Here is a 12,215-nt window from a genome sequence, read left to right as displayed (position 1 = left end):
GCCTTTTAGATCCCAGCTTATCTGCGTTGGGATCACCGATCATTCACAGCAAACGATCCTCCTTAATCTGCTGATCTTCTTCGTGAATAGTTACTTATCCACAGAGGATCGCGATCCTAATAAGAGATCTAATAAAGAGATCTTTAAATAAAAAAGATCTTCTTTTAATTACCGACGATCCTGACCGCTTGGTCGATCGTCTAAACTTGAGTAGAATCCCCCACCCCAGGGCAAATACGATCGTTCGCAATACGGCGAGGTGCAGTTCCATGTTTTATCCAGATCAATTTGACGTCATCATCATCGGTGGTGGCCATGCAGGTACCGAGGCCGCCATGGCCGCGGCGCGCATGGGACGTCAGACTTTATTATTGACACACAATATCGATACGCTGGGACAGATGTCCTGTAACCCGGCGATTGGCGGTATTGGTAAAGGGCATCTGGTTAAGGAAATTGATGCACTCGGCGGCCTGATGGCCACGGCGATCGATCATGCCGGCATCCAGTTTAGGATACTAAACGCCAGCAAAGGCCCTGCCGTCCGCGCCACTCGCGCGCAGGCGGATCGCGTACTGTATCGCCAGGCGATCCGCACCGCGTTGGAGAACCAGCCCAACCTGATGATCTTCCAACAGCCGGTTGAGGATCTGATCGTCGAAAACGATCGCGTAGTGGGCGCCGTAACCCAAATGGGCCTGAAATTCCGCGCCAAGGCGGTGGTATTGACCGTCGGCACCTTCCTGGACGGCAAGATCCATATCGGCCTGGAGAATTACAGCGGCGGCCGCGCGGGGGATCCTCCTTCGATCTCGCTGTCGCAGCGTTTGCGTGAACTGCCGCTGCGCGTCAACCGCTTGAAAACCGGTACGCCGCCGCGCATCGACGCCCGCACTATCGATTTCAGCGTACTGGCGCCACAACACGGCGATACGCCGGTGCCGGTATTCTCGTTCCTGGGCGATGCCAGCCAGCACCCGGAACAAATGGCGTGCTACATCACCCACACCAATGAAAAAACCCATGACGTGATCCGCAATAACCTCGATCGCAGCCCGATGTATGCCGGGATCATCGAAGGGATCGGCCCACGTTACTGCCCGTCGATCGAAGACAAGGTCATGCGCTTTGCCGATCGCAACGCGCACCAGATCTTCCTCGAACCGGAAGGCCTGACCAGCAACGAAATTTACCCTAACGGCATTTCCACCAGCCTGCCGTTCGACGTGCAGATGCAGATCGTCCGTTCGATGGAAGGGATGCAGAACGCGCGTATTATTCGCCCTGGTTATGCCATCGAGTACGATTTCTTCGATCCGCGCGATCTGAAGCCGACGCTGGAAAGCAAATTCATTCAGGGGCTGTTCTTCGCCGGCCAGATCAACGGCACCACCGGGTATGAAGAAGCCGCTGCGCAGGGCCTGTTGGCCGGCCTGAACGCCGGGCGCTTCGCCGACGAACAGGAAGGCTGGGCGCCACGTCGCGATCAGGCCTACCTGGGCGTGCTGGTGGACGATCTCAGCACCCTCGGCACCAAAGAACCGTACCGCATGTTTACCTCGCGCGCCGAGTATCGTCTGATGCTGCGCGAAGACAACGCCGATCTCCGCCTGACGGAAAAAGGCCGTGAACTCGGCCTGGTGGACGACGTGCGTTGGGCGCGTTACAGCGAGAAGCTGGAGCGAATCGAACGCGAACGTCAGCGCCTGCGCGACATCTGGATGCACCCGCACGCCGAGAACGTCGAACAGGTCAATGCGCTGCTGAAAGCGCCGCTGTCGCGCGAAGCGAACGGCGAAGAGCTGCTGCGCCGCCCGGAGATGGATTACGCACAGTTGACCGGCACCGAGGCCTTCGCGCCGCCGCTGGACGACGTACAAGCCGCCGAACAGGTCGAGATCCAGATCAAATACGAAGGCTACATCGCTCGTCAGCAGGAAGAGATCGAAAAACAACAGCGCAACGAGAACACCGTGCTGCCGTTGGATCTCGACTACCGTCAGGTTTCTGGGCTGTCGAACGAGGTGATCGCCAAACTGAACGATCACAAACCGAACTCCATCGGCCAGGCTTCGCGCATCTCCGGCATTACGCCGGCGGCGATCTCGATTTTGCTGATCTGGCTGAAAAAGCAGGGACTGCTGCGCCGCAGCGCATAAATCCCGCAGCCAGGCGGCCGTTTGCTCATCCCGTAGCCAAACGGCCGCTGACATCACTTGCGCCCTGAATTATCATAGGCGCCTCATTGCGCCAGCTAACCATCCGCTGGTCGTTCAGCGCCTGCCAAAGGATCCGTTGTGCAAAAAAAATTAGACTCGCTGCTCGCGGCAGCAGGCATTGAGCTGCCCGATCAGCAGAAACAGCAGCTGCTGGGCTATGTCGGCATGCTGGATAAGTGGAACAAGGCTTATAACCTCACGTCGGTGCGCGATCCGCAGCAAATGCTGGTGCGCCACATCCTCGATAGCATCGTGGTCAACCCGCATCTGCAGGGCTCGCGTTTTATCGATGTCGGCACCGGCCCCGGCTTGCCGGGCATTCCGCTGGCGATCGTGCGCCCGGACGCGCATTTCACGCTGCTCGACAGCCTGGGCAAGCGCGTGCGTTTCCTGCGTCAGGTGCAGCATGAGCTGGGCCTGAACAATATCGAGCCGGTGCAGAGCCGCGTTGAGGAGTTTCCGGCCGAGCCACCGTTCGACGGCGTGATCAGCCGCGCGTTCGCTTCGCTGCAGGATATGCTGTCCTGGTGCCATCACCTGCCGGCGAAAGGGCAGGGGCGTTTTTACGCGTTGAAAGGCGTGCGCCCGGATGAAGAGCTGGCGCAGCTGCCGGCGGGCGTTAGCCTGGAATCCATCGTGCGGTTGCAGGTGCCTGAATTGGAAGGCGAACGCCATCTGGTGATTCTTAAGGCAAACTGAGTTTGCTTTTGATCAAACAAGCGTGAATTAAAGGCAGTACCAGGCAGAAAGATAAGCAGGCTAATTAGTTGGTCGCTTTTTTTAGTTAATTTACTTTCTATTAACACAAAAAACGCGGCTAATTAGCGACAATAGAGTAATTGCATTTGGAAATAGTCACGTTAGCAATCATGTGCGAAAGATTGGCGTTTGCTGCTAATGTTAATTGGCTGTTGGAATATTGCCCTGCGGCTTGTCAATAAAAGGTTTTCGTCGGGTATACGGATTGTTTTTGAACAGTTAACTGATAATGTTTTGATTTATATAATCTTTTGATCGCTCAAATTGCTAAAGACGGTTTGGTTGACCATCGGCTATAAATCAGGAAGGGACATTACTGTGATCGGCTTCGCGTTTCTAAACGCAACGCTGGAATAATCAGACAATTAAATGCGCCCTATTATTCCGACCGTTTTCTTGTGAAAATAGGCTGGAATAGGGAAATTTAAATAATTGTTCACCTTTTCGCTACTTATCGATTGAATTCGTTGGTATGCCCCGTATAATTTGCTCGTTTTTTGCTGCTTGACTCTGGACAGCAAAAACAGTTGTATACGTCACTCAGCATACCCCCTCTGGGGTACGGAGAGAACAAACGTCATGTCTGTGTCCCTTTACAGCGGGAAAGTCGCACGCAAACTGCTGTTTTTGCAGTTAATGACTTTTGTTCTGATCAGCGTTGCTTTCTGGCTGAAAAGCCCGGAATGGAGCGCTTCGGCGCTGGCAGGCGGTCTCGCCGCCTGGTTGCCGAGTGCAATGTTTATGCTGTTTGCCTTGCGCCATCAGGCGCAAACGCCGGCGCCCGGTAGGGTTGCCTGGTCGTTCGCCATCGGCGAGGGGCTAAAGGTCGTGATCACCATCGTTTTGCTGATCGTGGCGCTGGGGGTGTTCAAGGCGGAGTTTATACCGCTTGGCCTGACCTATTTAGCGGTGTTAGTGGTGCAGATAGTGGCACCGGCCGTGATTAACAGTTACCGAACTTAACTAAATAAGGGTAAGAGGCATCATGTCTGCAGGAGAAGTCTTGACTCCACAGGAGTATATCGGTCACCACCTGACGCAGCTTCAGGTCGGGACTGGGTTTTGGTCGATTAACCTCGACTCGATGTTTTTCTCCGTCGTCCTCGGGGCGCTCTTCCTGGTGATCTTCCGCAAAGTGGCCAAAAACGCCACCAGCGGCGTGCCGGGTAAACTGCAAACCGCCGTGGAGCTGGTGGTCGGTTTCGTCGACAGCAGCGTGCGCGACATGTACCACGGCAAGAGCAAGGTCATTGCGCCGTTGGCGCTGACCGTGTTCGTCTGGGTGTTCCTGATGAACCTGATGGACCTCATCCCGGTTGACTTCCTGCCCTATCTCGGCACCCACGTTCTCGGTCTGCCTGCGCTGCGCGTCGTGCCTACCGCCGACGTGAACGTCACGCTGTCTATGGCGCTGGGCGTGTTTATCCTGATTCTGTTCTATAGCATCAAAATGAAAGGCGTTGGCGGGTTCGTTAAAGAGTTGACCATGCAGCCGTTCAACCACCCTGTATTCATTCCTATCAACCTGATTCTTGAAGGTGTCAGCCTGCTGTCCAAACCTGTTTCACTGGGTCTGCGACTGTTCGGCAACATGTATGCGGGTGAGTTGATCTTCATCCTGATTGCCGGCCTGTTGCCGTGGTGGTCACAGTGGGTTCTGAGCTTGCCTTGGGCTATCTTCCACATCCTGATCATTACGCTTCAAGCCTTTATTTTCATGGTTCTGACGATCGTCTATCTGTCGATGGCGTCTGAAGAGCACTGATTTTCTTAAAACACTTGCACTTTTAAACTGAAACAAACTGGAGACTGTCATGGAAAACCTGAGTATGGATCTGCTGTACATGGCTGCCGCTGTGATGATGGGTTTAGCGGCAATCGGTGCTGCGATCGGTATCGGCATCCTGGGTGGTAAATTCTTGGAAGGCGCTGCTCGTCAGCCTGACCTGATTCCTCTGCTGCGTACACAGTTCTTTATCGTTATGGGTCTGGTCGACGCCATCCCGATGATCGCTGTAGGTCTGGGTCTGTACGTGATGTTCGCCGTCGCGTAAGTAGAGCAACCCTCTACGACGTAACCAAACTATTAACTTTTAAAGAGGCATTGTGCTGTGAATCTTAACGCAACAATCCTCGGCCAGGCCATCGCGTTCGTTCTGTTTGTCTGGTTCTGCATGAAGTACGTATGGCCGCCGATCATGGCTGCCATCGAGAAACGTCAGAAAGAAATCGCTGACGGCCTCGCTTCTGCAGAGCGTGCCAAAAAAGATCTGGACTTAGCGCAAGCCAATGCGACCGACCAGCTGAAAACTGCTAAAGCAGAAGCTCAGGTGATCATCGAGCAAGCGAACAAACGCAAAGCTCAGATCATGGATGAAGCGAAAGCCGAAGCCGAGCAGGAACGTAACAAAATCGTGGCGCAGGCTCAGGCTGAGATCGAAGCCGAACGTAAGCGCGCTCGTGAAGAGTTGCGTAAGCAAGTCGCGATGCTGGCAATTGCCGGCGCCGAGAAGATCATCGAACGTTCCGTGGATGAAGCTGCTAACAGCGACATCGTTGATAAACTGGTCGCTGAACTGTAAGGAGGGAGGGGCTGATGTCTGAATTTGTCACTGTAGCTCGCCCCTACGCCAAAGCAGCTTTTGACTTTGCCGTTGAGCACCAAAGCGTAGAGCGCTGGCAGGAAATGCTGGCGTTTGCGGCTGAAGTCACTCGCAATGAACAGATTTCTGAACTGCTGTCTGGCGCGGTCGCGCCAGAAACGCTGTCCAAGACGTTCATCGCGGTTTGTGGCGATCGGCTCGACGAACATGGCCAGAACTTTATCCGCGTAATGGCCGAAAATGGACGTTTACTGGTTCTTCCTGCCGTGCTGCAGCAGTTCATCGAACTGCGCGCCTCGCTGGAATCCACCGTCGAAGTCGAAGTGCTCTCTGCGAGCGCGCTGAGCGACGAACAGCAGGCGAAAATCGCCGCTGCGATGGAAAAACGTCTGTCACGCAAAGTTAAGCTGAATTGCAAAATTGACAAGTCTGTACTGGCCGGCATCGTTGTTCGCGCCGGCGATATGGTGATTGATGGCAGCGTTCGCGGTCGTCTTGAACGCCTGACAGACGTCTTGCAGTCTTAAGGGGACTGGAGCATGCAACTGAATTCCACCGAAATCAGCGAACTGATCAAGCAGCGCATTGCTCAGTTCAATGTAGTGAGCGAAGCTCACAATGAAGGTACTATCGTTTCCGTCAGCGACGGGATCATCCGCGTACACGGCCTGGCCGACGTTATGCAGGGCGAAATGATCGCTCTGCCTGGCAACCGTTACGCAATCGCATTGAACCTGGAGCGCGACTCCGTCGGTGCCGTGGTCATGGGTCCGTACGCGGATCTGGCCGAAGGCATGAAGGTTAAATGCACCGGCCGTATCCTGGAAGTTCCAGTCGGTCGTGGTCTGCTGGGCCGCGTAGTTAACACCCTGGGCGCGCCAATCGACGGCAAAGGCCCGATTGAGAACGACGGTTTCTCTCCGGTAGAAGCTATCGCGCCAGGCGTTATCGAGCGTCAATCCGTTGATCAGCCGGTTCAGACTGGCTACAAATCCGTTGACGCCATGATTCCAATCGGCCGTGGCCAGCGTGAGCTGGTGATCGGTGACCGTCAGACCGGTAAAACCGCGCTGGCGATCGATGCGATCATCAACCAACGCGACTCCGGCATCAAATGCGTTTACGTGGCTATCGGCCAGAAAGCGTCCACCATCGCTAACGTGGTGCGCAAACTGGAAGAGCACGGCGCACTGGCCAACACCATCGTGGTTGTGGCGACCGCTTCCGAATCCGCTGCACTGCAATACCTGGCGCCATACGCCGGTTGCGCAATGGGCGAATATTTCCGTGACCGCGGTGAAGATGCGCTGATCGTGTACGATGACCTGTCCAAACAGGCCGTTGCTTACCGCCAGATTTCCCTGCTGCTTCGTCGTCCGCCAGGTCGTGAAGCTTACCCAGGCGACGTATTCTACCTGCACTCCCGCTTGCTGGAGCGTGCAGCGCGCGTTAACGCCGAATACGTTGAAGCCTTCACCAAAGGTGAAGTTAAAGGCCAAACCGGTTCACTGACCGCTCTGCCGATCATTGAAACCCAGGCGGGTGACGTTTCCGCGTTCGTTCCGACCAACGTAATCTCGATTACCGATGGTCAGATCTTCCTGGAATCCAACCTGTTCAACTCCGGTATTCGTCCGGCAGTTAACCCGGGTATCTCCGTATCCCGTGTTGGTGGCGCCGCGCAGACCAAGATCATGAAGAAACTGTCCGGCGGTATCCGTACCGCGCTGGCGCAGTATCGTGAACTGGCTGCGTTCTCCCAGTTCGCATCCGATCTGGACGACGCGACCCGCAAACAGCTGAGCCACGGTCAGAAAGTGACCGAGCTGCTGAAACAGAAACAGTATGCGCCGATGTCGGTCGCACAACAGTCTCTGGTGCTGTTTGCCGCAGAACGCGGTTACCTGAACGACGTCGAAGTCGCCAAAGTGGTGAGCTTCGAAGCCGCGCTGGTCGCCTATGCGGACCGCGAGCACGCCGAGCTGCTGAACCACATCAACCAAACTGGCAACTTCAATGATGAGATCGAGGGCAAGTTGAAAGACATCCTCGAGACCTTCAAGAAAACCCAGTCCTGGTAACGCCGAACGGTCCTGCTGTTGAAAGACAGCAGGCCGTCTGGCACTGAGGAGAAGCAGAGATGGCCGGCGCAAAAGAGATACGTAGTAAGATCGCTAGCGTGCAAAACACGCAAAAGATCACTAAAGCGATGGAAATGGTCGCCGCCTCCAAAATGCGTAAATCGCAGGATCGCATGGCGGCCAGCCGTCCTTATGCAGAGACCATGCGCAAAGTGATTGGTCACCTTGCGTTAGGGAATCTGGAGTACAAGCACCCGTACCTGGATGAGCGTGACGTTAAGCGCGTCGGGTATCTGGTGGTGTCTACTGACCGTGGTCTCTGCGGCGGCTTGAACATCAACCTGTTCAAAAAGCTGCTGGCGGAGATGAAAGCCTGGTCCGAAAAAGGCGTCGAAACCGATTTGGCGCTGATTGGCTCTAAAGCGGCCTCTTTCTTTGGTTCCGTGGGCGGCAACGTGGTTGCCCAGGTGACCGGCATGGGGGACAAACCTTCCCTGTCGGATCTGATCGGGCCGGTGAAAGTGATGCTGCAGGCCTACGACGAAGGTCGTTTGGACAAGCTGTACATTGTCAGCAACAAATTTGTTAATACGATGTCCCAAGAGCCGCAGGTGCTTCAGCTGCTGCCGTTACCGCCAGCCGATGACGAAGAGCTGAAGAAAACGCCTTGGGATTACCTGTATGAACCCGATCCAAAAGTGCTGCTTGATACCTTGCTGCGCCGCTATGTGGAGTCGCAGGTTTATCAGGGCGTCGTGGAAAACCTGGCCAGCGAGCAGGCCGCACGAATGGTCGCGATGAAAGCCGCAACCGATAACGGCGGTAGCCTGATCAAAGAGCTGCAGTTGGTATACAACAAGGCGCGTCAGGCCAGCATCACTCAGGAACTCACCGAGATCGTTTCGGGAGCCTCCGCGGTTTAAGCTAGGTTTACGAATTACGTAGAGGATTCAAGATGGCTACTGGAAAGATTATCCAGGTAATCGGCGCCGTGGTGGACGTCGAGTTCCCTCAGGATGCCGTACCGAAAGTGTACGACGCTCTTGAGGTAGAAAACGGCACCGAAAAACTGGTGTTGGAAGTTCAGCAACAGCTGGGCGGTGGCGTGGTTCGCTGTATCGCAATGGGGACCTCCGACGGTCTGCGTCGCGGTCTGAAAGTGAACAACCTGGACCACCCGATTGAAGTGCCGGTGGGTAAAGCTACCCTGGGCCGTATCATGAACGTATTGGGTCAACCGATCGACATGAAAGGCGACATCGGCGAAGAAGAGCGTTGGGCGATTCACCGCGCGGCGCCAAGCTACGAAGAGCTGTCCAGCTCCCAGGAACTGCTGGAAACCGGTATCAAGGTAATGGACCTGATTTGTCCGTTCGCCAAGGGCGGTAAAGTCGGTCTGTTCGGTGGTGCGGGCGTGGGTAAAACCGTAAACATGATGGAGCTGATCCGTAACATCGCGATCGAGCACTCCGGTTATTCCGTGTTTGCGGGCGTGGGCGAGCGTACTCGTGAGGGTAACGACTTCTACCACGAAATGACCGACTCCAACGTTCTGGACAAAGTATCCCTGGTTTACGGCCAGATGAACGAGCCACCAGGTAACCGTCTGCGCGTTGCGCTGACCGGCCTGACCATGGCGGAGAAATTCCGTGACGAAGGCCGTGACGTTCTGCTGTTCGTTGACAACATCTACCGTTACACCCTGGCCGGTACCGAAGTGTCCGCACTTCTGGGCCGTATGCCATCCGCGGTAGGTTATCAGCCAACGCTGGCGGAAGAGATGGGCGTTCTGCAAGAACGTATCACCTCGACCAAGACCGGTTCCATCACTTCCGTACAGGCCGTTTACGTTCCTGCGGATGACTTGACTGACCCGTCACCAGCCACCACCTTTGCGCACTTGGACGCAACCGTGGTACTGAGCCGTAACATCGCTTCTCTGGGTATCTACCCGGCCGTTGACCCGCTGGATTCCACCAGCCGTCAGCTGGATCCGCTGGTTGTTGGCCAGGAGCACTACGACGTAGCGCGTGGCGTGCAGTCCATTCTGCAACGCTACCAGGAACTGAAAGATATCATCGCGATCTTGGGTATGGACGAGCTGTCTGAAGAAGACAAACTGGTCGTATCCCGTGCGCGTAAGATCCAACGCTTCCTGTCTCAGCCGTTCTTCGTGGCAGAAGTCTTCACCGGTTCTCCGGGCAAGTTCGTATCGCTGAAAGACACCATCCGTGGTTTCAAAGGCATTATGGACGGCGACTATGACCACCTGCCGGAGCAGGCGTTCTACATGGTTGGCACCATTGAAGAAGCAGTGGAAAAAGCCAAGAAACTGTAACGCCTTGAGAGGAGGGTGATATGGCTATGACTTACCATCTGGATGTAGTCAGCGCGGAAAAACAGATGTTTTCCGGCCTGGTGCAGAAGATCCAGGTGACAGGCAGCGAAGGTGAACTGGGGATCTTCCCTGGCCATGCGCCGCTGCTGACTGCCATCAAGCCTGGCATGGTGCGTATTGTTAAGCAGCACGGTGAAGAAGAGTTCATCTACCTGTCCGGCGGCATCCTCGAGGTGCAGCCGAGCGTGGTTACCGTGCTGGCGGACACTGCTATCCGTGGTACTGACCTCGACGAAGCGAGAGCGTTGGAAGCTAAGCGTAAAGCTGAAGAACACATTCGCAGCTCTCATGGCGATGTCGACTATGCTCAGGCATCCGCTGAACTGGCGAAAGCGATCGCGAAACTGCGCGTTATCGAGCTCACCAGAAAAGCGATGTAATGTTTGGGTGCAAAGCACCCAACTTTAAGAAAGCGGCCTATAGGGTCGCTTTTTTTTTACTTTAAAATAAGCATTTCAGCCCGGCGGGCGGTGTGGTGTATAACCCCTGATATCGGGAAATAAACGTCGCCGATCGCCGACAGTTTTTTCGCCCCGGCGCCGAATTGGCCACGATAGCGGCAGGCCAAGGCCCACGCGGCCTGCGCCGGGTTCGTGATGAGAAATATGTAGTAATATTGCCGCTAAACGGTTTTACTTTCGTCTATCAAAATGGAGTTATCAGGTTGCTTATGTCGAACAGCGCAATGAGCGTGGTTATCCTCGCCGCGGGCAAGGGAACACGCATGTATTCCGATCTTCCCAAGGTTTTACATCCGTTGGCCGGTAAGCCGATGGTGCAACACGTCATTGATGCCGCGATGAAACTGGGCGCGCAACATGTTCACCTGGTATACGGCCACGGCGGCGATCTGCTGAAAAGCACGTTGACTGACGGCGCGCTGAACTGGGTGCTGCAGGCCGAGCAATTGGGTACCGGCCATGCAATGCAGCAGGCCGCGCCGCACTTTGCCGACGATGAAGACGTGCTGATGCTGTACGGCGACGTGCCGTTGATCTCTGTGGATACGCTGCAACGCCTGCTGGCGGCCAAACCGCAGGGCGGTATCGGTCTGCTGACGGTCAAGCTGGACGATCCGAGCGGCTACGGCCGCATCGTGCGCGAGCAGGGCAACGTGGTGGGCATCGTCGAACACAAGGATGCCAGCGAGGCGCAGCGCCAGATCAACGAAATCAATACCGGCATCCTGGTGGCGAACGGGCGCGATCTGAAGCGCTGGCTGGGGATGTTGAATAACGACAACGCACAGGGCGAGTTTTACATCACCGATATTATTGCGTTGGCCCATGCCGACGGCAAGAAAATCGAAACAGTGCACCCGTCGCGCCTGAGTGAAGTGGAAGGCGTGAACAACCGCCTGCAGCTGGCGACCCTGGAGCGCGTCTTCCAGTCGGAACAGTCTGAAAAGCTGCTGTTGGCCGGCGTGATGCTGCTGGATCCGGCGCGTTTTGACCTGCGCGGGGAACTTGTTCACGGCCGCGACATCACTATTGATGCGAATGTGATTATCGAAGGTCACGTCAAGCTGGGCGACCGGGTGAAAATCGGCGCCGGCTGCGTGCTGAAAAACTGCGTGATCGGCGATGACTGCGAGATCAGCCCTTACAGCGTGCTGGAAGACAGCGTGCTGGAAGCCGACTGCACCGTGGGGCCGTTCGCCCGCCTGCGCCCTGGCGCGGAGCTGGCGGCAGGGGCCCACGTCGGCAACTTCGTGGAAATGAAAAAGGCGCGTTTGGGCAAAGGCTCCAAGGCCGGCCACCTCAGCTACCTGGGCGATGCCGAAATCGGCGATGACGTGAATATCGGCGCCGGCACCATCACCTGCAACTACGATGGCGCCAACAAGCACAAGACGCTGATCGGCGACGGCGTGTTCGTCGGTTCCGATACTCAGCTGGTGGCGCCGGTGTCGGTCGGCAAAGGCTCCACCATCGCCGCCGGCACCACGGTGACGCGCGATATCGCCGAGAACGAACTGGTGCTGAGCCGCGTCAAGCAGGTGCACATTCAGGGCTGGCAACGCCCGGTGAAGAAGAAATCATAGTGTGTTTTGCGTTGGGCTCCGTTCAGAGCCCAATACAAAACATAATAACCCCCACCATCTACAGGCTCGGGGACGCACGGTAAAACCGGCAAAAATCAGGTCAAGACATCG

Annotated in this window: 12 protein-coding genes; all 12 read left to right on the top strand. The window is 55.7% G+C overall.

The window, feature by feature from the left end; translation table 11 throughout:
* The first annotated feature begins 269 nt into the window (after window positions 1-269).
* The 12 genes from mnmG (at window position 270) to glmU (ending at window position 12,104) form a co-directional block, all read left to right on the top strand.
* Window positions 270-2,159 carry a tRNA uridine-5-carboxymethylaminomethyl(34) synthesis enzyme MnmG gene (gene mnmG / locus ACJ8HH_RS19010; RefSeq protein ID WP_060451982.1) on the top strand — a complete coding sequence of 630 codons (1,890 nt, stop codon included), beginning with the start codon at window positions 270-272 and terminating at the stop codon, window positions 2,157-2,159.
* Window positions 2,160-2,297: 138 nt separating this feature from the next.
* Window positions 2,298-2,918: a 16S rRNA (guanine(527)-N(7))-methyltransferase RsmG gene (gene rsmG / locus ACJ8HH_RS19005; RefSeq protein ID WP_033649566.1), complete on the top strand. Its 621-nt coding sequence runs from the start codon at window positions 2,298-2,300 to the stop codon at window positions 2,916-2,918.
* Window positions 2,919-3,557: 639 nt separating this feature from the next.
* Window positions 3,558-3,941, top strand: a complete 384-nt coding sequence (gene atpI, locus ACJ8HH_RS19000) for a F0F1 ATP synthase subunit I (RefSeq protein ID WP_004933796.1) — start codon at window positions 3,558-3,560, stop codon at window positions 3,939-3,941.
* 22 nt (window positions 3,942-3,963) lie between these two features.
* The gene (gene atpB / locus ACJ8HH_RS18995; protein WP_025160299.1) at window positions 3,964-4,743 is read left to right on the top strand and encodes a F0F1 ATP synthase subunit A; all 780 of its coding nucleotides are present in this window, start codon (window positions 3,964-3,966) and stop codon (window positions 4,741-4,743) included.
* 49 nt (window positions 4,744-4,792) lie between these two features.
* Window positions 4,793-5,032 (top strand): F0F1 ATP synthase subunit C, encoded by a 240-nt coding sequence (gene atpE, locus ACJ8HH_RS18990; protein ID WP_004093904.1) that lies wholly within the window; start codon window positions 4,793-4,795, stop codon window positions 5,030-5,032.
* 57 nt (window positions 5,033-5,089) lie between these two features.
* On the top strand, window positions 5,090-5,560 hold the full coding sequence (gene atpF, locus ACJ8HH_RS18985) for a F0F1 ATP synthase subunit B (protein ID WP_004933804.1): 471 nt from the start codon (window positions 5,090-5,092) through the stop codon (window positions 5,558-5,560).
* A gap of 14 nt (window positions 5,561-5,574) precedes the next feature.
* Window positions 5,575-6,108, top strand: coding sequence for a F0F1 ATP synthase subunit delta (atpH, locus tag ACJ8HH_RS18980; RefSeq protein WP_033649565.1), 534 nt, complete (start codon window positions 5,575-5,577; stop codon window positions 6,106-6,108).
* Between the two features lie 12 nt (window positions 6,109-6,120).
* A complete protein-coding gene (atpA, locus tag ACJ8HH_RS18975) occupies window positions 6,121-7,662 on the top strand; it encodes a F0F1 ATP synthase subunit alpha (RefSeq protein WP_033636516.1) in 1,542 nt (513 codons plus the stop codon).
* Between the two features lie 59 nt (window positions 7,663-7,721).
* Complete coding sequence (gene atpG / locus ACJ8HH_RS18970) at window positions 7,722-8,585, top strand: F0F1 ATP synthase subunit gamma (protein ID WP_004933811.1); 864 nt, start codon at window positions 7,722-7,724, stop codon at window positions 8,583-8,585.
* Between the two features lie 32 nt (window positions 8,586-8,617).
* The gene (gene atpD / locus ACJ8HH_RS18965) at window positions 8,618-10,000 is read left to right on the top strand and encodes a F0F1 ATP synthase subunit beta (RefSeq protein WP_004933813.1); all 1,383 of its coding nucleotides are present in this window, start codon (window positions 8,618-8,620) and stop codon (window positions 9,998-10,000) included.
* Between the two features lie 20 nt (window positions 10,001-10,020).
* The gene (locus ACJ8HH_RS18960; protein ID WP_004933814.1) at window positions 10,021-10,440 is read left to right on the top strand and encodes a F0F1 ATP synthase subunit epsilon; all 420 of its coding nucleotides are present in this window, start codon (window positions 10,021-10,023) and stop codon (window positions 10,438-10,440) included.
* Between the two features lie 290 nt (window positions 10,441-10,730).
* Window positions 10,731-12,104 (top strand): bifunctional UDP-N-acetylglucosamine diphosphorylase/glucosamine-1-phosphate N-acetyltransferase GlmU, encoded by a 1,374-nt coding sequence (gene glmU, locus ACJ8HH_RS18955; RefSeq protein ID WP_033649564.1) that lies wholly within the window; start codon window positions 10,731-10,733, stop codon window positions 12,102-12,104.
* Window positions 12,105-12,215 lie beyond the last annotated feature (111 nt).

The organism is Serratia sp. CY32780 (assembly GCF_052169135.1).
GTDB lineage: Bacteria > Pseudomonadota > Gammaproteobacteria > Enterobacterales > Enterobacteriaceae > Serratia > Serratia sarumanii.
Note: the sequence above shows the minus strand (reverse complement) of the source record. Positions and strands in the feature narration are given on the sequence as shown.